Here is a 24,469-nt window from a genome sequence, read left to right as displayed (position 1 = left end):
TTATACGTTCAGTTTAGGGTTTTTATGCCGCAATATCGCTCCAGAACTTCCACCCATGGCCGCAATATGGCTGGCGCACGTGCGCTCTGGCGTGCCACCGGGATGAAGGAAGATGATTTCCAGAAACCAATCATTGCCATTGCCAACTCGTTTACGCAGTTTGTACCGGGCCATGTGCACCTCAAGGATCTGGGACAGTTGGTGGCGCGTGAAATCGAGCGCGCTGGTGGTGTAGCCAAGGAGTTCAATACTATCGCCGTGGATGATGGTATCGCCATGGGGCATAGTGGCATGCTCTACAGCCTGCCAAGCCGCGACCTGATTGCGGATGCTGTGGAATATATGGTCAGTGCGCACTGTGCAGATGCGCTGGTCTGTATTTCCAACTGCGACAAGATTACTCCAGGCATGCTGATGGCTGCGTTGCGCCTGAATATCCCGGTGGTCTTTGTTTCCGGTGGCCCGATGGAGGCTGGCAAGGTCAATTGGCAAGGCAATGTGCACAAGCTGGATCTGGTGGATGCCATGGTGGCAGCCGCGGACAGCAATATTTCAGATGAGGAATCCGAGGCGATTGAGCGTTCCGCCTGCCCGACCTGCGGTTCCTGTTCCGGCATGTTTACTGCCAATTCCATGAACTGCCTGACTGAGGCGCTAGGCTTGAGCCTGCCTGGTAATGGATCCACCTTGGCCACGCATGCTGCACGCAAGGAACTGTTCCTCAAGGCAGGGCGACTGATTGTGGAAATCACCAAACGCTATTATGAACAGGATGACGAGAGCGTGTTGCCGCGCAGCATCGCCAACCTGCATGCGTTCGAGAATGCCATGAGCCTGGATGTGGCCATGGGGGGCTCCACCAATACGGTATTGCATTTGCTGGCAGCTGCGCACGAGGCAAAAGTGGATTTCACCATGGCTGATATTGACCGTATCTCGCGTGGCGTTCCATGCGTGAGCAAGGTTGCACCAGCAACCACCAAGTATCATATGGAGGATGTACACCGCGCTGGCGGCGTGATGGGGATTCTGGCCGAATTGAGCAGGGCCGGGCTGATCCACCGTGACACCCCTACCGTGCATAGTCCCAGTCTGGGGGATGCGCTGGATAAATGGGACATCATGACCACGGACGATGAAGACGTGAAGAAATTCTATCGCGCTGCCCCCGGGGGTATTGCCACCACGATCGCGTTCAGCCAGTCCATGCTGTGGCCTGGTCTTGATACGGATCGCAAGGAAGGTTGTATCCGTGACAAGGAACATGCCTATTCACAGGATGGCGGCCTGGCCGTGCTGTACGGCAACATTGCGCTGGATGGCTGCATTGTCAAGACAGCTGGCGTGGACGACAGCATTCTCAAGTTTACGGGGCGTGCCCGTATTTTCGAAAGCCAGGATGATGCGGTGGCAGGTATTCTGGCCGACAAGATTGTGGCGGGCGATATCGTGATCATCCGCTATGAAGGCCCGCGCGGTGGACCAGGCATGCAGGAAATGCTCTACCCGACCAGCTACCTGAAATCCAAGGGGCTGGGCAAGGCGTGTGCCCTGCTGACGGATGGCCGCTTCTCCGGCGGTACTTCCGGCCTCAGTATCGGACATGCCTCTCCGGAAGCTGCCGAGGGCGGAGCCATTGGTCTGGTGGAAGAAAATGATATCGTCGAAATTGATATTCCCAACCGTACTATTCACCTGGCGGTAAGTGATGAAGTGCTGGCGCACCGTCGTGCTGCGATGGAAGCCAAGGGTAAGGATGCCTGGAAGCCTGTCAACCGTGAGCGTCATGTATCCGTTGCTCTACGTGCGTATGCCGCAATGAGTACGTCAGCAGCGAAAGGCGCTGTACGCGACGTCAGCCAGATCGAGAAGTAAGCAGCTGGCTGAAAAATAATAATAATTCATCAATCAGATTGAAAATGAGCGTATGCAATCAATACATGAATTGAATGCCCGGTACGGGGTCGGGCATAAAATCCATTTCTCTGCAGACTTGAATGGGCTGGTGACATTGGAGATAGAAAATCCCCATGCCACCGCCAAAGTTGCCTTACAAGGTGGTCATGTCATGCGGTGGAATCCTCGCCATGCGGAAGCGCCAGTGTTGTGGTTGTCTGACCAGGCACGTTTTGTGGCTGGACGATCCATTCGTGGTGGTGTTCCTGTCTGCTGGCCATGGTTCGGCCCTCACTCTACTGATGAAACTTTGTGTCCGCATGGTTTTGCGCGGGTAGTGCCGTGGGAGGTCGTGGAAGCCAAGCCGGAACCGGACAATACGACTAGCCTGGTATTGAAGCTGAGTGAGAGTCGCCAGGTGGAAAACCAGTGGCCTTATGATTGTGAGTTGGTGCTGACGATCAATATCGGTCCTGTGCTCAGCATGGCATTGACCACTACCAATCATGGCAATGTGCCATTCGTGATCGGCGAGGCATTGCATACTTATTTCCAGGTCAGCGATATTGAAGTAGTCAGGGTTCTGGGCCTGGATCATGTCGAGTACGAAGATAAGGTCGAGGATTACATGCTCAAGCGACAGTCTGGTGATGTGACCTTCAATGATGAAGTGGATCGTGTATACCTCAATACCCAATCCACCTGCATTCTTGAAGATCCTGGCCTGCGCCGTCGGATCATCATCGAGAAGTCCGGCAGTAATTCCACCGTGGTCTGGACACCATGGGAGCGCAAGGCTGCCGAGATTGGCGACCTGGGCAGTCACTATGGCTGGCGCAGCATGGTGTGTGTTGAAACCTCAAATGTCAGAAGCAATGTTGTCACGGTGGAGCCTGGCAGCTCTCATACTCTGAATGTGCAATACAGTACCGAAAGCTTGTAATTGGAGTGGATACAGGAAAAGCAGTTTGTTTCCTGACTGAATTGTTTTAAACATGATGTAGAGGGAACCGCGGACAGGTTCTCCAGGAGGTGTAGAGTGAAAGCAATCGTGTGCATATGGGTCATGATGAGTTGTATGCTGGTGGTTGCACCGGCTGTAGCGGCGGATGCTTCTGTAGAAGCATTGGCGCAGAAAAATGGTTGCCTGGCGTGCCATACCGTCAAGGAAAAGGTCATCGGGCCGGCATTGCGGGATATTGCGGCCAAGTATCGAGGTGAGCAGGGTGCGGAAACCAAGCTGATCGGGCGGGTGAAAAACGGGTCCAGTGGCGTATGGGGGCCGGTTCCCATGCGGGCCAATAGTCCTCAGGTGAAGGATGAGGATATCAAGATCATTGTGCAGTGGATACTGACATTAAAGTAACGTTCGGGATACTTCAGAACCAGTCGGCGTCGACTGGTTTTTTTATTGCCCTAAGTCATACCGAGTGACTTTAATTTTCTGTACAGGCGATTGCGGCTCATCCCTAATTCACGAGCGGCCGCAGAAATATTGCCTTCATGGTTCTGCAATGCCAGTCTGACCGCTTCATTGGTAATATCGGAGATGGAGCCTGCAGTCAGTAGCTGTGGCGCAGCGATACTGTTATCTTTTAGGTCATCCGTGAAGCCTGGTGGCAGATGTTGCCGCTGCAGGGGCTGACCTGCTGCCAGTGCCAGCATGGTTTTCAGTACATTATGTAACTGACGGATATTGCCTGGCCATGAATGTTGACGGAACAGGTGCATAACTTCTGCATGAATCCTTGTGCTGCCAGCATGCTCGGCTGTCATGATATTTTGTACCAGTGCATCAAGGTCTTTTCGTTCTCGTAATGGGGGCAAGGTCAGGCTGATTCCATTCAGGCGGTAGTAAAGATCTTTGCGGAATGCGCCTGAGGCAACTTTTTCCTGCAAGGTTTGATTGGTTGCACTGATGATAGCAAAGTCCAGTTTTTTGGATTTGCTGCTACCCAGGGGCGTTATGCTGCGCTCCTGCAGTACACGTAGCAACCGTGCTTGCAAAAGTAATGGCATATCGCCGATTTCATCAAGAAACAAAGTGCCACCATGAGCCTGTTCTATCTTGCCAGAATTCCCTTTCTGGCGAGCACCGGTGAATGCGCCTTCTTCGTAGCCGAACAGTTCTGCTTCAATTAATCCTTCAGGTAGTGCGGCGCAGTTGACTGCGATGAGTGGACCATGTGCACGGTCACTGGAGTAATGGATAGCACTGGCAAGTAGTTCTTTGCCAACGCCTGTTTCTCCCTGGATCAGAATGGAGATATCCCGATTCATGACCAGAGTGGCTTGTCTCAGTATTTCTGCAATCCTCGGATCATGATCAGGAATCGCTGCCAAGGTTCTGGGCATGCTAGATACGGGTTGACGTGTGGCAACAGGCTTGATGGATGATGGTGATTCCGTATTGATTTCCATTGCCCCGTACAAAATATCGCCATGAGTATGTGCGACATCGAATGTGATGATCTGCTGGTGTCGTGCGCAGACTTGGTCGAATGATTGTCCGAAGATGCTTTGGAAGTTGTGTGGGATATCGGCAATGCCAAGCAAATTTAATCCACTCTTGTTGATTGCCAGGAGATCACCTTGTCGTGAGAAAACTGCCAGCCCTTCCCATTGGGTATGAATAAAATCCGTATTGTTGTGGAAATGCAGGCAGACTGGTCCTTGGTGACAAGCTCTGAATACACGGTTCTCTATGAGCTGGGCTGCCATTTTGACCAGCGCCATGGTATGTGGCTGATGTATGGAAAAGGCATTGGAAACGTTAAGAGTGCCGAGTAGCTGACGATTAGCCCCAAAAATTGGGACTGCATAACAACTGAAATGATGTAATTGCTCAACAAAATGTTCTGCACATTGTACTGCGACAGCTTTTTGCTCAACAATGGCGGTCCCAATGGCATTTGTACCGCGTTGTTGCTCATTCCATGAGTAGCCTGGGCTCAGGAGTTCGGGAGCAAGGCCAATCAGGTGATGTTGCCCTTCACTATGCAGGATAGTGCCTTCTGCATCGGTCAGTGTCACCACGCTATAGGAGTGAGCTATCTGCTCATACAGTGTGGCAATTTCTGCCTTGGATTGTGTTAACAGCAAGCGGTTTTTGCTCTGTCGTATGTCAAGCTCGGCACGATTCAATGTCACCATGCTTAAGGGCTGACTGGCATCCACACCATTACGCATACTGCGCTGCCATGAAGCAGCAATAGTTTCATTGACTACCCCCTCCTGCATATTGCCGTGTGCAAGAAATTGCTGGCGTGCGCGGTTGATTTCGTGTGCAGATTTTTTCATGGGGTGTTGCATAGTGAAGTTCTTGATCGTTCTAGGAATTGTTCCCAAATGTAGCACCTGTGCAATTTTGATACAACCTTGCTGTGACTGGCTCTATGGGAGTTTAGGAACAATATTGTATGGCAACATATTATTTTCATTTGGTTTTCAGGAATTATTCCTGGTTTTTGTGGGAGGTGGCATGGGCTTTGCTGTATTGAAAAAGCGAGTCGGTGGTCAAACTGCAATTGGCCACACTGCTGTCATTGCAATGTTTATGTGAGACAGCAGAGAACATGACAATCACACTATGGAGAGTTCCTTGAAAGCAAAGCATTTGAAAATAGCATTAGGTGTCGGCATGATCGGGATGACTTCCGTTTCTGCCTTTGCAGCAGATGATCTGGAGAAACTGATCCAGGATGAAAATCAGTGGGTGACTCAGCGTAAGGATTACGCTAGCACTGGTTACAGTAAGCTGACTCAGATCAATCAATCCAATATTAAGAATCTAAAGGCTGCATGGACATTTGCAACCGGGGTGAATCGCGGGCACGAAGGTGCTCCGCTGGTGATTGGTGACACGATGTACTTCACCACAGCTTTTCCTAACAATGTCTATGCACTTGATTTGAGTAATGAGGAAAAGATCAAATGGTCCTATTTCCCCAAGCAAGATCCTTCTGTACAGGCGCTGCTCTGTTGCGATAACGTAACCCGTGGCCTGGCTTATGGCGATGGCAAGATATTCCTGCAGCAGAACGATGGCCAGCTGGTCGCTTTGGATGCCAAGACTGGTGCCAAAGTCTGGGATACGAGCGTGGTGGACGTGAAGCAGGGGGCGACAACAACCAATGCACCGCATGTATTCAAGGACAAAGTGCTGACAGGTTGTTCCGGTGGTGAATATGGCGTACGTTGTTATCTGACTGCCTACAACATCAAGGATGGCTCGATTGCATGGCGCGCCTATAGTACTGGTCCTGACAGCGAAGTGTTAATTGGTGACGATTTCAACAAGGATAATCCACATTACAGTGCTTTGTCCGTGTATGAGGACGTGAATGGCGGGAACAAGGAGGGTGGGTCCTACAAGGCATTGCCTAAGGAAAAGCTGAAATTCCCCGAGAAAGATCTGGGCACGAGAACATGGCTCAAGCCGCAAGCCAGCAAGAATGGTTGGGAGCAGGGCGGTGGTGCAACATGGGGTTGGTACTCTTATGATTCAGGCCTGAATCTGGTTTATTACTCCACAGGCAATCCTTCTGTCTGGAATCCGGATGTACGGCCAGGTGACAATAAGTGGTCTATGACGATTTTTGCTCGTGACCTGGATACTGGTTTTGCCAAGTGGGGTTATCAGTTGACCCCTCATGATGAGTGGGATTATGACGCTGTGAACGAAACCATTCTCTGGGATGCGGATGGCAAGAAGCTGGCAACGCACTTTGATCGTAACGGTTTTGGCTATACCCTGGATAGACAGAGTGGCAAGCTGTTGGTGGCTGAGAAGATGCATCCATTTGTCAACTGGGCAACCGGTATTGATCTTGCTACTGGTATTCCACAAAAAGATGCAAAGGTTTCGACACACGAAGATGTGAATGTCACAGGGATTTGTCCTGCTGCGTTGGGAGTGAAAGACCAGCAACCTGCTGCTTTTTCCCCTAAAACCAAATTGTTCTATGTTCCGCTTAACCATGTTTGTATGGATTACGAGCCTGTAGAAGTGAAATACGTGGCGGGCCAGCCATGGGTGGGTGCAACACTGAGCATGTATCCTGGTCCTGATGGTGTCATGGGTGGTTTCATGGCATGGGATGGCTTGAAAGGCAAGCAAGCTTGGTACAAGAAAGAAAAATTCTCAGTATGGAGTGGTGCTCTGGCCACAGCGTCTGATGTTGTCTTTTACGGTACTCTGGATCGCTGGCTGAAAGCTGTAGATGCCAAAAATGGCAAGGAGCTCTGGAAATTCCGTGTAGGTTCTGGTGTTGTCGGTAACCCGATCACCTATGGCCATAAGGGTAAGCAATACGTCGCAATTTTGTCCGGTATCGGTGGTTGGGCAGGTGTGGCAATGAATCTGGGTTTGACCAACGACAACGAAGGTCTGGGCGCAGCAGGTGGTTACAAGGAACTGAAAGAGTGGAATGCAGCCCCTGGTGGTGGTGCATTAAACGTATTCAGTCTCTAATCATCTTTAAAGTAGTACCCCTGCCGAGAGGCAGGGATTATCTCCATTTTTAGTAATATCCCTTCTGCCAGTCCTTCTCGGACTGGTTTTTTTTGCCTGTTGAATTGGTAGGCCGGGTTGAGAGTCACTCTGGTGGAATCACTGCAACGATGCTGTCGTGATGTCGAGTGTACGTACAGAAGACTAGGTTATTTGGTACGGAGTTTGCTGTGTCTCATTGAATAGACAAAGTACATCACGATACCGATACCTACCCAGATGAGGAACCGGTGCCAGGTTTCATCTGGCAGGAAGGCCATGAGGGCGCTGCATGAGACAATGCCCAGCAGCGGGATCAGGGGGTTCCAGGGGTTTTTGAATGGGCGGGGCAGGTCAGGTTGGCGTATCCGCAGAATAATAACGCCGCAGCAGACCATGATAAAGCTGGCCAGTGTGCCGATATTGACCGTCTCGGCCAACGTTCCCAGCGGGAAAAAGCCAGCCACGATGGAAATAATGCTGCCACATAGCAGGATGAGACGGGTCGGGGTGTGGCGTTCTGGGTTGACCTTGGAGAAGACAGCAGGAATTAATCCATCATGGCTCATTGCGTAGAGAATGCGGGTAAGGCCGTAAAGCAGTACCAGAAGCACTGTGATCAGGCCTGCCAGGATGCCGGTGGCGACCAGGGTGGACGACCATGAGTATCCCAGCGTTGCCAGTGCATAGGCAACCGGGGATGATACATTGAGGTCGGAATAATGCACTACGCCGGTAAGCATGCCAGCCACCAGGATATAAATGACCGTACAGAAGATCAGGGCGGCAATCAAGCCAATGGGCAGGTCGCGTTGCGGATTGCGTGCCTCATCGGCAGCGGTGGAAACGGCATCAAAGCCAAAGTAGGCAAAGAATACCAGCGATGCACCAGCGAGAATGCCGATATTGTGACCGTCTGCTTGCGTGGAAAACCAGCCGAATGGCATGAAAGGTTGCCAGTTGTCAGTATTGATATGCCCAACCGCAATGGCCAGGAAGATGGCGATAGTGCTGATCTTGATAACCACCATGATATTGTTGACGGTAGAGCTCTGTTTGACGCCGCTGACCAGTACCAGGACGAGTAGCCAGATAATGCCGAAAGCCGGCAGGTTGATGATGCCTCCCTGGCTGGGAGCCTTGGTCCAGGCATCGGGAATGACAATATGGAAATTGGCGAGGGTATTGATGAAATAACCGGACCAGCCATTGGCGACTGCTGCTGCCCCGACACCATATTCAAGCAGCAATATCCAGGCAATGACCCACGCAAAGAATTCGCCGAAGGCCACATAGGTATAGCCATAGGCACTGCCTGACCCGCCAACTGATGCTGCGAGCTCGGCATAGGCGAAACCGGCAAAGCCGGCTGCCAGGCCTGCAATAATGAAGGAAATTATTACCGCGGGGCCGGAGTACACGGCAGCCGCAATACCTGTCAGCACAAAAATGCCGGTGCCGATGGCGCAACCGATACCGAGCAGGGCAAGGTCGAATGCCGTCAGGCATTTTCTCAGGCCGCTGTGACGACCTATCTCAATTGGCTTAGTGCGAAACAGCTGGGCAAACATATCAAGCTCCCTTTTTTGTTTTTTTAGTATGCACGAATTATGCCTGAGTGCTAACTCTTCCCTGCCGGGAGATCATTGTTTATGTGCCGGCGAGCCAGTCACGCCCGGTAATGAAGTCTGTATATAGCCTAGCTTCAGGGGAGCCGGTTTCTGGCCTCCAGTCATAACGCCATTTGACGATGGGAGGCATGGATAACAGGATGGATTCGGTACGGCCATTGGATTGCAGCCCGAAAATAGTACCGCGATCCTGAATCAGGTTGAACTCGACATAACGTCCCCGGCGGTAGGCTTGGAAGTCACGTTCACGTTCACCGTATGGCATGTTCTTGCGTTTTTGCACAATAGGCAGGTAGGCATTGAGGAAGGCATCTCCCACACTGCGCTGGAAAGCAAAACTCTGTTCGAAACCAAGCTCGCTGAAGTCATCGAAGAAGATACCGCCTATACCGCGGGCTTCCTTGCGGTGCTTGAGGTAGAAATACTCATCGCATGCCTGTTTGAACCTGGCGTAATACTGCTCGCCGAACGGGCTGACGGCGTTGCGGCAAGTGCGATGAAAATGTACTGCATCTTCCTCAAAGCCATAATAGGGTGTCAGGTCCATACCGCCGCCAAACCACCAAACTGGTTCCTCACCAGGTTTTTCTGCCACGAAGAAACGCACGTTCATGTGGACAGTGGGAATATAGGGATTACGCGGATGGAATACCAGCGATACCCCCATGGCCTGCCAATTGCGCCCAGCTGCTTCAGGGTGTGCCACGCTGGCCGATGGAGGTAGCTTGCTGCCCAGCACATGCGAGAATCCAATGCCGGCACGTTCAAATACATTGCCTCCCTCCAGCATGCAGGAAGTGCCACCTCCGCCTTCTGCGCGTTGCCAGCTATCGTGCAGGAAGCGCTTGCCATCTACCAGTTCAATGGCTTCCACGATGCGGGCTTGCAGGTCTTGAAGGTAATCGAAGATTGCATTTGGGTTCATGAAGCTCTCCAATATTTGCCAGGTGATCCAGGTTATGGACGCAGGATTTTTCCCGTGCGTAAGTCCTGGATGGTTGAAGGTTTTGTTGCACCGCCAGTCATGCCGGGCAGCACCCTGACACGGTTGCCGAACAGGCGATGGCATTCGCGGGTGGTTTTGGCCGGAACCCGTCCATTATGGTTAGCGCTGGTGGAAACCAGCGCCATACCGGCATTGCGGCAAAGGCTTGCTGCAAACGGATTGGCTGTGACGCGTACAGCCAGAGATGTGTGCTTGCCCCTGAGTAATGCCGGGCAACGTGATGATGCTGGTACCAACCAGGTATGCGGGCCGGGCCAACGTTCGAACAGGCGTTGCTTTTGCTCGGCGGTGACTGGAGCGATCAATGGTTTCAGTTGCGAGAACCGATGGGCAATGACGATCAGGCCCTTGCGCTGAGGACGACCCTTGATGCGTAGCAAACGCCTGAGGGCATGCGGGTTGGTGGGGTCGCAACCGAGTCCGAAACAGGACTCGGTAGGATAGGCAATGACACCGCCGCTACGAAGAAATGCCTGTAGTGCACGTGCCTGCATGAATTATGTCCTGGTCAGGACTTGATAGCGCGGTAACCGATATCGGTACGGAACTGCATGCCATCAAACTTGATGTCATCTGTAATCTTGTATGCCTGGGACTGGGCGTATTTCACGGTCTCGCCCAATGCAGCCACACATAGCACACGTCCGCCGCTGGTAAGTACCTTGTCATCCTGCAGCGTAGTGCCGGCATGGAACACATGCGCATCTTCCAGCTCCTTGGGCAGGCCGGTGATTTCATCACCCAGGCGTGGAGTATCCGGATAATTGGCTGATGCCAGCACCACACCCAGTGCACTGCGGCGATCCCAGTCTGTCTGGGCCTGGTCCAGGGTGCCATTGACCGCATGTTCTACCAGCGACAGTAATTCGCTTTTCAGGCGCAACATGATGGGTTGGGTTTCAGGGTCGCCCATGCGGCAGTTGAACTCCAGCGTCTTGACACTACCATCCTCACCTATCATCAGGCCGGCGTAGAGGAAACCGGTGTAGGGAATGCCATCTTTGGCCATGCCTGCGACGGTGGGGGCAATGATTTCACGCATGGCTTTGGCATGAATGTCAGGTGTCACGACAGGCGCAGGGGAGTAAGCTCCCATTCCACCTGTATTGGGTCCCTGATCGTCATTCAGCAAGCGCTTGTGATCCTGGCTGGTGGCAAGCGGCAGGATATTTTTGCCATCTACCATGACAATGAAGCTGGCTTCTTCACCTGTCAGGAACTCTTCGATCACTACTCGTGCGCCAGCGGCTCCCAGCTTGTTGTCTGCCAACATCGCATCAATCGCAGCATGGGCTTCATCTTCATCCATGGCAACGACGACTCCCTTGCCTGCGGCAAGGCCGTCAGCCTTGATGACAATCGGCGCTCCTTGCTGTCTGACATAATCATGGGCTGCTGCGGCATCTGTGAAGGTAGCATAGGCGGCAGTGGGAATATTGTGCCGGAGCATGAACGCCTTGGCGAAATCCTTGGAACTTTCCAGCTGGGCAGCGGCCTGTGTCGGGCCGAAAATTTTCAAACCAGCGGCACGGAATGCATCCACTACGCCCTGGGAGAGTGGTGCTTCAGGGCCAACAACAGTGATGGCGATTTGCTCAGACCTGGCAAATTCAACCAGCTCAGCCACTTTGGTAATCGGGACATTGACCATGTCAGGATCCAATGCAGTACCTGCATTGCCTGGGGCAACAAATACACGGCTGATGCGCTCACTTTGTGCAAGTTTCCATGCAAGGGCGTGTTCACGTCCACCGCTACCGATTACAAGAACTTTCATCATTATCCTCTAAATGAACAACTGGGCTGGAAGCCCGTATTTTACCCGGAATTTATGATTTTCCAGGGACATGCACTATCAACAGAACAGCTCCCGGGCGGAATGGGAATGACTTGCCCGGGAGTCTTGCTTGCTTAATGACGGAAGTGGCGGACACCGGTAAATACCATTACCAATCCATGCTCATCTGCCGCAGCAATGACTTCATCATCGCGGATACTGCCGCCAGGCTGGATCACGCAGGTGGCTCCTGCTTCGGCCAGCACGTCTACACCATCACGGAACGGGAAGAATGCATCAGATGCCACAGCGGAGTTCTGTAGCGTCAGGCCTGCATTCTGTGCCTTGATGGCAGCAATCTTGGTGCTGTCTACACGGCTCATCTGCCCTGCGCCTACACCCAGCGTCATGCCATTGCCGCAGAAAACAATCGCGTTGGATTTGACATATTTAGCAACACGCCAGGCAAACAGCAAGTCTTCCAGTTGTTCCGGGGTCGGCTGCTTTTTGGTGACTACCTTGATATCGTCCATGCTGATTTCATGGTTGTCAGCTGTCTGAATCAGGACGCCTGAACCAACACGTTTGGTGTCGTGCGAATTGCGGCCATGGCTCCAATCGCTGTCACCACCTGCAGGCAAGGCAATCTTGAGAACGCGCACATTGGCCTTCGCCTTGAAAATTTCCAGTGCTTCCTCGGTATAGTCAGGCGCAATCAGGACTTCAACAAATTGCTTGGAAACCGCTTCTGCAGTTGCGCCATCCAGCGTGTTATTGAAGGCGATAATGCCACCGAATGCTGAGGTTGGATCAGTCTGGAATGCTTTCTGGTACGCTTCCAGCGTGCTGTTGCCAACTGCCACGCCACAAGGGTTGGCATGCTTGACAATGACGCAGGCGGTGCCATCGAAACTCTTGACACATTCCCATGCGGCATCGGCATCAGCAATGTTGTTATAGGACAATTCCTTGCCCTGTACTTGCTGGGCAGTGACCAGCGAACCAGGGGCTGGATAGAGATCGCGGTAAAAAGCGGCCTTCTGGTGCGGGTTCTCTCCGTAACGCAGATCCTGTACCTTGACCAGGCGTCCATTTATTTGCCCGGGGAATTCATTGCGTGAACCATCAGCATTGAAGGAAGACAGGTAATCACTGATGGCGCCATCATAGTTACTGACGCGGTTGAAGGCTGCCACAGACAGTGAGAAACGGGTTGCCTTGCTGGTGGCGCCACCAGTGCTGCGCATTTCCGCCAGTACGTCGTCATATTGGGAAGCATCGGTCAGCACAGCGACATCCTGCCAATTTTTTGCAGCGGAACGTACCATGGCCGGGCCACCGATATCAATGTTCTCAATGGCGTCTTCCAGTGTGGCATCCGGCCTGGCAACAGTGGCTTCAAATGGATACAGGTTGACGACTACCATATCGATATTGGGAATGCCTGCAGACTGCATGGCAGTGACATGCTCAGGCAGGTCGCGCCGACCCAGCAGGCCGCCATGTACTTTGGGGTGCAGGGTCTTGACCCGACCATCCAGCATTTCGGGGAAGCCAGTGTAATCACTGACTTCGATCACGGCAATGCCATGGTCGCGGAACAGCTTGGCGGTGCCGCCTGTGGAAAGGATTTCGACACCAAAGCCAGCCAGGGCCTGGGCGAATTCAAGAATACCGGTTTTATCAGACACACTGATAAGTGCTCGTTTGATCACAGCCATAATGAAAAGCTCGAAAGGAGAGGTTATTGAAGGTTGTGCTGCTGAAGCTTCTTGCGCAGCGTATTACGATTGAGGCCGAGAATTTCAGCCGCTTTGCTCTGGTTGCCACCAGCGCGGTTCAGTACATATTCCAGCAGAGGTTTTTCCATACATTGCAGTACCATGTCGTACACAGCATGTGGACGCTGACCGTCCAGATCCTTGAAATATTCATCCAGGGCTGCGCGTACACAGCTTGCGATATCCTGTGGCATTACGCAGCCAGGGCCTCACCGTTGTCTTTGGCAGATTCCGGCTCATATTGCAGGCGCATATCGCGCTGCTTGAGTTCGCTAAAGAAATCGTTGATGGAGTGCAGTTGCTCTTCCACGGATTGCAGCTGGTTCATGTGGTGACGGAAGTTGGCAGAACCTACCAGTCCCTTGGTGTACCAAGAGATGTGCTTGCGCGCGACGCGCATACCGGTCAGTTCGCCGTAGAAATCGTAGAGGTCGTGGATATGCTCTAGCATGACCTGGTGGATTTCGTCTACTTCCGGTGCGGGCAGGTGTTCGCCAGTCTTGAGGAAATGCTCGGTTTCACGGAATATCCAGGGGCGACCCTGGGCGGCACGTCCGATCATCACGGCATCGGCCTTGGTGTAGTCCAGCACGAATTTGGCTTTCTCCGGCGTGGTGATATCACCGTTGGCAATCAGTGGAATATTGATTGCCTGCTTGACGGCGGCAATGGTGTCGTATTCTGCATCGCCCATATACAGGCAGGCGCGTGTGCGGCCGTGCATGGCAAGAGCCTGGACGCCGATATCTTCCGCCATCCTTGCTACTGCGACCGCATTGCGGTTGTTCTTGTCCCAACCGGTACGGATCTTGAGCGTCACTGGCACATCCACGGCATTGACAACAGCCTTGAGAATTTGTGAAACCAGAGGCTCGTCTTTCAACAGTGCGGATCCTGCCATGACATTGCAGATTTTCTTGGCGGGACAGCCCATATTGATATCAATGATCTGGGCGCCGTTGTCCACATTGTGTTTGGCAGCTTCAGCCATCATCTTGGGATCAGCACCTGCGATCTGCACTGAAATCGGGTCCACTTCGCCCTCATGGTTGGCACGGCGCAATGTCTTGGCGCTGCCATACAGCAGGGAGTTGGACGTCACCATTTCGCTGACAGCCAGGCCTGCACCCATTTTCTTGCACAATACACGGAATGGGCGGTCAGTTACTCCTGCCATGGGGGCAACTACCAGATTGTTCTTCAGTTTGTAAGGACCGATCTGCACCTGACTATAACCGTATCAATAGCGTGGGAAAGCTGCCTATTTTATATGCAAATGATGGGAGTACAAAGCAGATATTGCACGCTTGGGCTGGATACATGAGCTTGCATGTCCGGCGTAAGGCAATGTTTTACATTAAATTTTGCCGCTAAGTGATTGCTGTGATGCTGTAATATCAGCCTGGCTCGGTTTGCTGTTCCAGTGCTGTCAGCCAGGTGAAAGCGTAGGTGTTGCTGCTGCCGCACATCTCTGGGTCAGCTTGCAGTGAAGCACAAACAGCCGGCCGTTCCGGCTGGCCAAAGATCAGGCAACGGTTTTGCTGATCCAGTTGGACACAACGTTCGCCTGCTTTCTTGCCTTGTGGCATGCCGGGAATGGGGCTGCTGATGGAAGGTGCGATGCAGCAGGCACCGCAACCTGGGCGGCATTCCATGGATTATGCTACTCCTGCGGTTTGCCACGGGTATCCCATGCTATCAAGGGCTGCCTGGATGTGTTGCATGGCCTGTCCAGTGTCGGCCTTGCTGCCTCTGACCCCCAGTTCTATCGTGCGGCGCTGATCTAGGCGGGGCAGGCTGGACAGTTTGATTGCCGGGTACCGACTGGTAATCTCGCCCATGAGATCCAATAACTGGCTTTCACCTGCATCGAATACCAGGATGGATGATTCGTGCAATGTATGCTGGTGGAAAAGATGTCGGTAGTGGGTATCCAGTATCCATTCCGTCATTGGCCAGGCCATTTCCGGAAAGCCGGGCATGAAATAATGCTGCGCGAGTGAAAATCCAGGGACCCGGTTGACCGGATTGGGAATCAGGTTCGCATGCAGAGGAAAATCTGCCATCAGGACTCGTTTGGGATAAGCAGACTCACCAAAGCGTGCCTCAATTTCCGCGACGGCACCCGGATGGCGTGAAATCGGCAGGCCGGATGCTTCTGCGGCTGCCTGGCGCGTCTGGTCATCCGGCGTGGCGCCTATCCCCCCAAAACAGAACACGGCGTCATTGCTTGCCATGGTGCGTTTCAAGGTTGCGACGATCTGTGGGCGTTCATCGCCCAGATATTCAGCCCATGAGAGGCTTAATCCTCGTTCGGAGAGCAGTGAAATCAGCTTGCTTAGGTGTGCATCCTGTCGCTTTCCCGAGAGGATTTCATCGCCGATGATAATGGCACCAAAGCGAACTGCTTGTATTGAACTCATGATATACAGTGAGTGAGTTGACATTCAGGATGTCCGGCATTGTGGGCGCTGCAGCAGCGGGATGCAAGTGGGCAGTGCATACCGGTTTAGGCAACGAGGGCGTACAATACCTGCTTATATTATTGGCAAGTGGGCTGAAACAGGTTTTCATGAGTGAGCAAAACAACCATCCGGATGACGAGATATTGTGTTTCTGCAGTGGAGTGAAACGCAGCAAGATCCGTGATCTATATCAGCAGGGGTTCGATATTCGCGGCATTGCCGATATGACTGGGGCAATGACCGGATGTGGGGGTTGTGAGTGGGATATCGAGTATTACCTCAAGGAACTGGAAACCGGGCAGGGAAAATAAGCTGGCCTGCCCGGCGATATATTACTCAGTTTAATGGGCTGCTTCCCAATTGGAGCCCACACCGACCTCCGTCAGCAATGGCACATCCAGTGTGGCAACGTCCTGCATAAGCCGGGGTAGCTGTTGCTTCACCAGCTCCAGTTCAGTTTCGGGCACTTCCAGTACCAGTTCATCGTGAACCTGCATAATGAGTTTGCTTTGCAACTGTTGTTCACGCAGCCAGCGATCCACAGAAATCATGGCCAGTTTGATCAGGTCAGCTGCCGTCCCTTGCATGGGTGCATTGATGGCAGCGCGCTCGGCACCGGCTCGGCGCATGCCATTGGGACTGTTGATCTCCGGTACCCATAGCCGGCGACCGAACAGGGTTTCGACATAGCCTTGTTCCTTGGCAAGCAGGCGTGTGTTCTGCATATACTCGCGCACGCCGGGATAGCGGGCGAAGTACCGGTCGATATAGTTCTGTGCTGCACTGCGCTCGATATTAAGGTTTTGCGCCAGGCCAAAAGCACTCATACCGTAGATCAGTCCGAAGTTGATGACCTTGGCATAGCGGCGTTGTTCGCTGTTGACCTCGTCACGTGTGACCGAGAAAATTTCCGCTGCGGTAGCGCGGTGGATATCTTCACCTTTGGCAAAAGCAGAAAGCAGGCCTTCATCCTGGGATAAATGCGCCATGATGCGCAGCTCAATCTGCGAATAATCGGCAGAAATGATATGGGCACCTGCAGGCGCAATGAAGGCTTCGCGGATGCGGCGGCCTTCGGCTGTACGCACCGGGATATTCTGCAGGTTGGGGTCGGAACTTGCGAGACGGCCAGTAATGGCAACTGCCTGGCTGTAGCTGGTATGTACCCGCTGCGTGTCCGGGTTGATCATGCGTGGTAGCTTGTCGGTATAAGTTGACTTCAGCTTGGCGAGCCCACGGTATTCCAGCAGGATTTTGGGCAGAGGGTAGTCCAGTGCCAGTTCCTGTAAGACATCCTCATCGGTGGATGGCGCGCCACTTGGCGTTTTCTTCAATGGCTTGATGCCGAGCTTGCCAAACAGGATTTCCTGCAATTGCTTGGGTGAGCCGAGGTTGAATGGCTGGCCTGCCAGTGTGTATGCCTGTTGTTCCAGATCAAGCAGCTTCTGCCCCAATTCATGGCTCTGGGCTTGCAGCATGGCCTGGTCGATCAGCACGCCATTGCGTTCTATCGTGTAGAGAATATCCAGCAATGGCATCTCGATATGGCGGTAGACAAACTCCAGTTTTTCGTCAGCTTCAACCTGGGGGTACAGCGCCTGGTGCAATTGCAAGGTAATGTCTGCATCTTCGGCGGCATATTCAGAAGCAATTTCAATGCTGACCTGGCTGAAAGGCACCTGCTTGGCGCCTTTTCCCGCGATTTCCTCGTAGGTGATGGTCTGCACGCCGAGATGACGCATGGCAAGATCATCCATGCCGTGTGTGCGATGGCTTTCCAGTACATAGGATTGCAACAGCGTGTCGTGCTTGATGCCTTGTAGCTTGATGCCATGGTTGGCAAGCACATGTTTGTCATATTTCAGGTTCTGGCCCAATTTTAGCAGGGCGGTATCTTCCAGTATTGGCTTGAGCTGTTGCAGTACAGCCTGGAAATCAAGCTGTTGTGGTGCACCTGTATAGTCATGTGCCAGTGGCAGGTAGGCTGCCTTGCCGGCTTCGACGGAAAATGACATGCCGACCAGCTTTGCCTGCATCGGGTCCAGGCTGGTGGTTTCTGTGTCGAACGTGATTAATGGTGCAGATTTGAGCAGCAATAGCCATTTGTCCAGGCTGGCCTGATCCAGGATGGTTTCAAAATCACGGTTGGTATTGGCAGGGTGTGTGCTGAAGAGATCGCCGGAAACGGGTGACAGGGGTGGAGCGGCCACGGCTGGTGTGGCTCCGGTATCCAGTTCTCTACGCCAGGTCTTGAACTCAAAACGTTCGTAGATTTCAGCCAGCTTGGCATTGTCGGCAGGTTGGCTGATCAGGTCAGTCACGACTTGTGGCAGATCCAGTTTACAACGGATTGTGATGAGCTCGCGGCCTGTGGGCAGCCAGTCCAGTGCCTTGCGCAGGTTGTCGCCGACTACGCCGCTGATGGCCGCGGCATTTGCCATGATGTGGTCGAGCGAGCCATGCTGGGTCAACCATTTGACTGCCGTTTTCGGCCCGACTTTTTCCACGCCGGGTACATTGTCCACATTGTCGCCAATCAAGGTGAGGTAATCGACGATCAGTGATGGTGGGATGCCGAACTTGGCTTCAACGCCTGCTTCATCCAGTACCTCGTTCGTCATGGTGTTGACGAGTTTGACGTTGGGGGTGACAAGTTGTGCCATATCTTTGTCGCCGGTGGAAATCACGACCTGCATGCCCTGGCTTTCAGCATGTTTGGCAAGGCAGCCAATCACATCGTCGGCCTCCACGCCATCTATCATCAGTAGTGGCCAGCCCATGGCCTTGATGGCTTCATGCAAGGGAGATATCTGTTGTGAGAGATCCTCTGGCATGGCAGGACGGTTGGCCTTGTATTCAGGATAAATATCATCGCGGAAGGTTTTTCCCTTTGCATCGAAGACACAGGCGCTATAATCAGCCGGGTAATCCTTGTGCAAGCGGCGCAGCATATTCAGTACGCCATATAGTGCACCGGTAGGCTCTCCTGCCTTGTTGCGTAGGTCAGGCAAGGCATGGAATGCGCGATAGAGGTAAGACGAACCGTCTACTAATAACAATGTTTTCATCTTGAACTAGTGTGGAACCTTATGTCAGCAGCTAAAAAACTTCCCAAGATTCTGGACCCGGAACTCCCCAACAAGAAATACTCGGCGCGCGAATCATGGCGTGCGTTCGAGATTATGGCAGAATTTGTCGAGGCCACCGAGCGGATGAAGGAAATCACGCCCGCGGTTTCCATCTTCGGTAGTGCGCGAACCAAGCCAGACCACCCTTATTATAAATTGACCGAAGAGATTGCCAGGCTGTTGTCTGATGCAGGGTTCAGTGTCATTTCCGGTGGTGGTCCCGGTATTATGGAAGCTGCGAATAAAGGGGCTTTCTATGGAAAATCTCCCAGTATCGGTCTCAATATTGAATTGCCACATGAGCAGAAGGGCAATGATTTCCAGGATATCAGCCAGAACTTCCAGCACTTTTTCATGCGCAAGGTCATGTTTGTCAAATATGCGTCAGCATATGTGGTGATGCCGGGTGGTTTCGGTACGCTTGATGAACTGATGGAAGCACTTACTCTCATACAGACCTCAAAAACAAGAAGGATTCCCATTATTCTGGTACATGAGCCGTTCTGGCGTGGCATGTTATCCTGGATACGTGAAACGCTGGTGGACGAGCAAGTGATATCACCAGGAGACCTGGATCTTCTGCAGGTGATAGATAAACCTCATGAGGTGGTGGAGGCGATCTTCCAGCATTATGAAACACGTGGTTTTGAACCTTCACCTGAAGAGCAGCAAATCATGCAGTTCTATCTCTAAATATCTGCCCGCCTGCCATCAGAAATATATTGTTGTGAATAAACAACATCGCTCTTTTGGCAGGGGGGGCGATTTGGTAGAATTCATTCCATTATTTCTAATTGAGGTTGTCATGCGAGTGATGAAAAAATTATGGGTACTGGCTTTACTGCTGCCGCTGACAGCCTTTGCTGCAGAAGTGCCGGATAATCTGGAACCCCTGCCTGAGCCGCCGCCCCCGCCGCCGGGTGTGCAAGACGAGGCGCCTGAACCGGAAGTCACGATTACCAAGAGGGGTGAAGATACGGTGGAGGAGTACCGTATCAATGGTGAGCTTTATATGATGAAAGTAACGCCTCGGGTCGGCAAACCATACTACCTGACCAAGGAAGATGAAAATGCAGGATGGTCGCGCAATGATGGCGTCGCCCAACCTATCAGTATTCCCAAGTGGGTTCTGTTCCGGTTCTGATGATTGATGCCTGGGAAGGGCATTAGCCCTTCCATCACCCTAGCCTTTCCAAAGTTTCCTATGTCCGTATTCACTACTGTTTCATTCGAGCAAATGCAGCAATGGCTCAAGGGATATGCCCTTGGCGAGTTGCTGGATTTGCAGGGGATTGCATCAGGCATCACCAACACCAATTATTTCGTCACGACTTCGAAAGGGCGTTATGTTCTGACCTTGTTCGAAGAGCATGGTGCGGACGAGCTGCCTTACTTCATTGATCTGATGACGCATCTTGCAGAGCGCGGTATTCCGTGTCCGCATCCTGTCAAGAATCATGCAGGGAATGCGCTGGGTGAGCTGAATGGTAAACCCGCTGCGTTGGTGAGCTGCCTGGCCGGAAAATCGATCGAGCAACCATTGCCAGAGCATTGTGCTGCGATTGGGGCTGTGTTGGCGCGCATGCATATTGCCGGAACCTCATTCCAGGCAGAAGTGCGTAATTTGCGCTGCAGTGGCTGGCGCGTGGCAACGGCTGCCAAAGTGGCGCCGTTCCTGGATGCTGACAATCACCAGATGCTGCAAGCGCAACTGGCTTTTGAGCAGGAGTTCGATACTGCACATTTGCCTGCTGGCGTGATTCACGCAGACCTGTTCCGCGACAATGTGCTTATGTCTGGAGATGAAGTCGGCGGCGTCATTGATTTCTACTATGCATGCCATGATGCGTTGCTCTACGACATTGCCATTACGGTCAATGACTGGTGCGTGAATACCGATGGTACGCTGGAGGCCGCCCGGGTAAGTGCGTTACTGAATGCTTATCACGCAGTCCGTCCGCTGACCGAGGCGGAGCACCAGGCCTGGCCTGGCATGTTGCGGGTAGCTGCCATGCGTTTCTGGCTGTCACGGTTGAATGACCTGCATTTCCCGCAGGCTGGAGAGCTGACGCACGCCAAGGACCCGCAATATTTTGAGCGTATCCTGCGCAATTCCATTGCTGGACGTGAGCAATTACTTACTTTGTGGGTAGGCTAGATTCAATATAAACAGCGGTCTGCCGACGCTGTAGGCCAGCTGGACGGCTGGCAATTTCTGGGGGAAATATGCAAGGCAAACCAACACTCATCGGGCAGGTCAATCTCTGGGTCCGCGATATTCTCGCCTTGTTTCGCAAGGCACCGGGCAAATGGATGCTGCTCGGCCTGGCGCATGTGTTCTTTTTCGCCATGCTGCCCAGCCTGCTCGGGTTGAAATTCTTCGCGTTCCTGATGTTGCCTGCCTTCCTGGCAGTGGCTGTCGGGTTTTACCGGGATGCTGATATCGGGCGTGACAGCGACCTGGGTGATCTGCTCAATGAAATCAAGCCCTACTTGCCAAAATTGCTGGCACTGGGTGCGATCTGTGTGGTGTATGTATTATTGATCAATCTCCTGACTGCAGATGATGCTGTGAAGCTGAATGAGCTTGCCAAGGGTGACCCCACACCAGAGCAGATTGTAGAGCAGTCCACGCCCATCCTGGCTAAGCTCATGCTGTTGTTGATGCCGTTGGTACTGGTCATCTGGTTCGCGCCTGCATTGGTGGCATTCCAGCAATACTCCGTGATCAAGGCGGTCAAATCCAGCCTGGCAGCGTTTATCCAGTACTTGCTGCCCTTGTTGTTTACCTGGGTAGCAATCACCTTGATCATTATCCTGGGCATGATGTTGTTCGGGGTGTTGGTTGGCATCCTGTCCGCAGCCTCTAGTTCTCTGAGTGAAATCTTCATGTTGCTGCTGGTGTTTGCCTGCATGCTGTTATCTAGTGCCTTGATGCTGGCATTCCAGTATGTCAGCAACCGTGACATCTTCAAGATGCCACAGCCAGCTGGTACGGTTGATTTGCTATAGGGTTTCCAACTTGGCGTATTCCAGCGCCAGCCATTTCATGCCTGCTTTGCCGAAATTGACCTGCACACGCAGGTCATTGGCATTTCCTTCATAATTCACGACCACGCCCTGGCCGAACTTGCTGTGGGCAACGGCCTGCCCGATTTTCCATGGCATGTTGGCCTGTGGCCTTGCCACCGGGGCTACAGGCACTGGCTGGTTATATCCATTGGATTTGCTGCCTATGCTGTTGAGGCGTTTGGTTAGCTCCTCCGGGATTTCGTCTAGAAAGCGGGATGGAATGCCGTAACGCACTTGCCCATGCAGCATGCGGCTCTGGGCAAAGCTGAGGTAAAGCCGTTGCCGTGCACGTGTGACGGCAACATACATCAGGCGGCGCTCCTCCTCCAGGCCATTGGCTTCGAAGCTGCTTTGCTCATGCGGGAACAAGCCCTCTTCCACACCGCTGATGAAAACCGTGTTGAACTCCAGCCCCTTGGCCGCATGCACTGTCATCAATTGCAAGGCATCGCGCCCGGCATCTGCCTGATGCTCGCCTGATTCCAGGCTGGCATGCGCCAGGAACTGTGCCAGGATAGACATCGCTACTTCGCCATTCTCATCCACTTGCATGCCGATTTCCTGATTATTGAACGCAATGGCGGCATTGACCAGTTCATCCAGGTTGGCAATACGGTCTTCACCTTCTTTATCCGCAGCGTAATGATCGCGCAGGCCGGAGAGGCGGGTTGCAAGCTCGACCTGCTCCGGCAGGGTGAGTCCGATGGACTCTTCCTGCATCTGCTTGATCAGGGCGACAAATCCATCGAGGCCACGGCCTGGTTTGCCGTCACCGGCTTTGGTACAGGCAGCCTGCCACAGACTGCTGTCTTGCTGGCGCGCAAGTTCCTGCAATTGTTCCAGACTGCGAGCACCGATACCACGTGTCGGGAAATTGATGACGCGTAACAGTGCAGTATCATCATCACCGCTGGCGATCAGGCGCAGGTAGGCAAGTGCATGCTTGACTTCTGCCCGCTCGAAAAAGCGCAGCCCGCCATAAACCCGGTACGGCAAGCCTGCCGAGAACAGTTCATGCTCCAGGATGCGGGATTGTGCATTGGAGCGGTAAAGCAGGGCGATCTGGCCCAGTTCCATGCCTTCTGCATGCAAGGCCTTGATCTCATCGACAATGAAAACCGCCTCGTCCTTATCGTTGTAACCTTCATATACGCGGATGGGCTCACCTTTGCCGGCAGAGGTCCAGAGGTTTTTGCCCAGGCGATTGCGGTTGTGCATGATGATGGCGTTGGCCGCATCGAGAATATTGCTGTGAGAACGGTAATTCTGCTCCAGCTTGACGATGTTCTGGACGTTGAAATCGTGTTCGAAATCCCGCATATTGCCGACCCGCGCACCACGGAAGGCGTAGATGGACTGGTCGTCATCACCCACGGCAAAAATGCAGTTGTCCGAACCAGCGAGCAGCCTTAGCCATAAGTACTGCAAGCGGTTGGTGTCCTGGAACTCATCCACCAGAATGTAGCGGAAGCGATGTTGATAATGTTCGCGTATGCTGGCGTTGTTGCTTAATAACTCATAGCAGCGCAACAGCAGTTCGGCAAAATCAACCACGCCTTCGCGCTGGCATTGTTTGTCATATTCCTCGAAAATTTCGCGCATGCGCTGTGAGTGGCTGTCATATGACTCGACAGCATAGGCACGCAAACCTTCCTCCTTGCAGCTATTGATATAGCCTAATACCTGCTTGGGAGGAAATTTCTCGTCATCCACATTCATCACTTTCATGATGCGCTTGATGGCAGACAGCTGATCAGCCGTATCCAGAATCTGGAATGTGGCTGGCAAATTTACCTCGCGGTGATGGGCGCGCAGCAACCGGTTGCATAATCCATGGAAAGTGCCTGCCCACATGCCACGGATATTGATTGGCAACATGGCACCCAGGCGGGTCAACATTTCCTTGGCGGCCTTATTGGTAAAGGTCACGGACAAAATGCCATGTGGAGATACTTGTCCAGTTTGGATCAGCCATGCAATACGCGTGGTAAGCACACGTGTTTTGCCGCTACCAGCGCCGGCCAGGATCAGGGCCGATTGATGGGGTAGGGTAACAGCCTCCAGTTGTTTATCATTGAGGCCGGCAAGAAGTAAGGTGGGAGCGGTCGAATTCATCATAGTGGCTATTATCGCAGGTGCAGAGGGCTAAGAGAACTATTGGGCAACGATTGAACAAACAACCGATGTACAGCTTTGGCGCGTAATTGTAAGTAGATGTAAAA

The 24,469-nt window shown here is 52.8% G+C and carries 21 protein-coding genes; 9 read left to right on the top strand and 12 right to left on the bottom strand.

All coding sequences use genetic code 11. From position 1 onward, the window contains the following. The first annotated feature begins 24 nt into the window (after window positions 1-24). The 3 genes from ilvD (at window position 25) to CHB59_RS08375 (ending at window position 3,262) form a co-directional block, all read left to right on the top strand. Window positions 25-1,875 carry a dihydroxy-acid dehydratase gene (gene ilvD, locus CHB59_RS08385; RefSeq protein WP_089375778.1) on the top strand — a complete coding sequence of 617 codons (1,851 nt, stop codon included), beginning with the start codon at window positions 25-27 and terminating at the stop codon, window positions 1,873-1,875. 52 nt (window positions 1,876-1,927) lie between these two features. Continuing rightward, the gene (locus tag CHB59_RS08380) at window positions 1,928-2,839 is read left to right on the top strand and encodes a D-hexose-6-phosphate mutarotase (RefSeq protein ID WP_089375777.1); all 912 of its coding nucleotides are present in this window, start codon (window positions 1,928-1,930) and stop codon (window positions 2,837-2,839) included. Window positions 2,840-2,962: 123 nt separating this feature from the next. Beyond that, window positions 2,963-3,262, top strand: a complete 300-nt coding sequence (locus tag CHB59_RS08375; protein ID WP_089375776.1) for a c-type cytochrome — start codon at window positions 2,963-2,965, stop codon at window positions 3,260-3,262. A gap of 50 nt (window positions 3,263-3,312) precedes the next feature. Here the strand turns inward: CHB59_RS08375 and CHB59_RS08370 are convergent, their stop codons facing one another. Next, window positions 3,313-5,196: a sigma-54-dependent Fis family transcriptional regulator gene (locus CHB59_RS08370; RefSeq protein ID WP_245835099.1), complete on the bottom strand. Its 1,884-nt coding sequence runs from the start codon at window positions 5,194-5,196 to the stop codon at window positions 3,313-3,315. A gap of 340 nt (window positions 5,197-5,536) precedes the next feature. Here CHB59_RS08370 and CHB59_RS08365 point away from each other — a divergent pair, with 340 nt between their 5' ends. Beyond that, window positions 5,537-7,369: a methanol/ethanol family PQQ-dependent dehydrogenase gene (locus tag CHB59_RS08365; protein WP_179212120.1), complete on the top strand. Its 1,833-nt coding sequence runs from the start codon at window positions 5,537-5,539 to the stop codon at window positions 7,367-7,369. Window positions 7,370-7,557: 188 nt separating this feature from the next. On the opposite strand, the gene CHB59_RS08360 is transcribed toward CHB59_RS08365, so the two are convergent. From CHB59_RS08360 to CHB59_RS08320, 9 genes are all read right to left on the bottom strand, one after another. After that, complete coding sequence (locus CHB59_RS08360; protein WP_089375773.1) at window positions 7,558-8,958, bottom strand: APC family permease; 1,401 nt, start codon at window positions 8,956-8,958, stop codon at window positions 7,558-7,560. A 79-nt stretch (window positions 8,959-9,037) separates the two neighbouring features. After that, on the bottom strand, window positions 9,038-9,943 hold the full coding sequence (hemF, locus tag CHB59_RS08355; RefSeq protein WP_089375772.1) for an oxygen-dependent coproporphyrinogen oxidase: 906 nt from the start codon (window positions 9,941-9,943) through the stop codon (window positions 9,038-9,040). A 32-nt stretch (window positions 9,944-9,975) separates the two neighbouring features. Beyond that, entirely contained in the window at window positions 9,976-10,518 is a 543-nt protein-coding gene (tsaC, locus tag CHB59_RS08350; RefSeq protein WP_089375771.1) for an L-threonylcarbamoyladenylate synthase type 1 TsaC, read from the bottom strand. A gap of 14 nt (window positions 10,519-10,532) precedes the next feature. After that, a complete protein-coding gene (purD, locus tag CHB59_RS08345; RefSeq protein ID WP_089375770.1) occupies window positions 10,533-11,801 on the bottom strand; it encodes a phosphoribosylamine--glycine ligase in 1,269 nt (422 codons plus the stop codon). Window positions 11,802-11,935: 134 nt separating this feature from the next. Next, the gene (gene purH / locus CHB59_RS08340) at window positions 11,936-13,522 is read right to left on the bottom strand and encodes a bifunctional phosphoribosylaminoimidazolecarboxamide formyltransferase/IMP cyclohydrolase (protein WP_089375769.1); all 1,587 of its coding nucleotides are present in this window, start codon (window positions 13,520-13,522) and stop codon (window positions 11,936-11,938) included. Window positions 13,523-13,545: 23 nt separating this feature from the next. Further along, window positions 13,546-13,776, bottom strand: a complete 231-nt coding sequence (locus CHB59_RS08335; protein ID WP_089375768.1) for a Fis family transcriptional regulator — start codon at window positions 13,774-13,776, stop codon at window positions 13,546-13,548. After that, entirely contained in the window at window positions 13,776-14,807 is a 1,032-nt protein-coding gene (gene dusB, locus CHB59_RS08330) for a tRNA dihydrouridine synthase DusB (protein ID WP_089375767.1), read from the bottom strand. Before dusB ends, CHB59_RS08335 begins: the two co-directional genes overlap by 1 nt. A 172-nt stretch (window positions 14,808-14,979) precedes the next feature. Further along, the gene (locus CHB59_RS08325) at window positions 14,980-15,237 is read right to left on the bottom strand and encodes a YkgJ family cysteine cluster protein (protein WP_089375766.1); all 258 of its coding nucleotides are present in this window, start codon (window positions 15,235-15,237) and stop codon (window positions 14,980-14,982) included. A 3-nt stretch (window positions 15,238-15,240) separates the two neighbouring features. Then, complete coding sequence (locus CHB59_RS08320; RefSeq protein ID WP_179212116.1) at window positions 15,241-16,005, bottom strand: competence/damage-inducible protein A; 765 nt, start codon at window positions 16,003-16,005, stop codon at window positions 15,241-15,243. Window positions 16,006-16,013: 8 nt separating this feature from the next. Between CHB59_RS08320 and CHB59_RS11900 the strand changes: the two genes are divergently transcribed. Then, on the top strand, window positions 16,014-16,358 hold the full coding sequence (locus tag CHB59_RS11900) for a (2Fe-2S)-binding protein (protein ID WP_342743071.1): 345 nt from the start codon (window positions 16,014-16,016) through the stop codon (window positions 16,356-16,358). 30 nt (window positions 16,359-16,388) lie between these two features. On the opposite strand, the gene polA is transcribed toward CHB59_RS11900, so the two are convergent. Then, window positions 16,389-19,115 carry a DNA polymerase I gene (polA, locus tag CHB59_RS08310; protein WP_089375764.1) on the bottom strand — a complete coding sequence of 909 codons (2,727 nt, stop codon included), beginning with the start codon at window positions 19,113-19,115 and terminating at the stop codon, window positions 16,389-16,391. Between the two features lie 21 nt (window positions 19,116-19,136). On the opposite strand from polA, the gene CHB59_RS08305 reads away from it, so the two are divergent. The 4 genes from CHB59_RS08305 to CHB59_RS08290 all read left to right on the top strand — a co-directional run bounded on the left by CHB59_RS08305 (window position 19,137) and on the right by CHB59_RS08290 (window position 22,187). Next, the gene (locus CHB59_RS08305) at window positions 19,137-19,868 is read left to right on the top strand and encodes an LOG family protein (RefSeq protein ID WP_089375763.1); all 732 of its coding nucleotides are present in this window, start codon (window positions 19,137-19,139) and stop codon (window positions 19,866-19,868) included. Between the two features lie 121 nt (window positions 19,869-19,989). After that, complete coding sequence (locus CHB59_RS08300; protein WP_245835098.1) at window positions 19,990-20,319, top strand: DUF2782 domain-containing protein; 330 nt, start codon at window positions 19,990-19,992, stop codon at window positions 20,317-20,319. A gap of 60 nt (window positions 20,320-20,379) precedes the next feature. After that, window positions 20,380-21,333 carry a homoserine kinase gene (gene thrB / locus CHB59_RS08295; protein WP_089375761.1) on the top strand — a complete coding sequence of 318 codons (954 nt, stop codon included), beginning with the start codon at window positions 20,380-20,382 and terminating at the stop codon, window positions 21,331-21,333. 68 nt (window positions 21,334-21,401) lie between these two features. After that, window positions 21,402-22,187, top strand: a complete 786-nt coding sequence (locus CHB59_RS08290) for a BPSS1780 family membrane protein (protein WP_089375760.1) — start codon at window positions 21,402-21,404, stop codon at window positions 22,185-22,187. Here the strand turns inward: CHB59_RS08290 and CHB59_RS08285 are convergent. After that, entirely contained in the window at window positions 22,182-24,365 is a 2,184-nt protein-coding gene (locus tag CHB59_RS08285; protein ID WP_425435870.1) for a UvrD-helicase domain-containing protein, read from the bottom strand. The two genes, CHB59_RS08290 and CHB59_RS08285, sit on opposite strands and share 6 nt — an antisense overlap. Window positions 24,366-24,469: the final 104 nt, after the last annotated feature.

It is taken from the genome of Methylobacillus rhizosphaerae (genome assembly GCF_900187985.1).
In the GTDB taxonomy this organism is placed as follows: Bacteria; Pseudomonadota; Gammaproteobacteria; order Burkholderiales; family Methylophilaceae; genus Methylobacillus; species Methylobacillus rhizosphaerae.
This window is presented reverse-complemented; position numbering and strand designations above follow the sequence as displayed.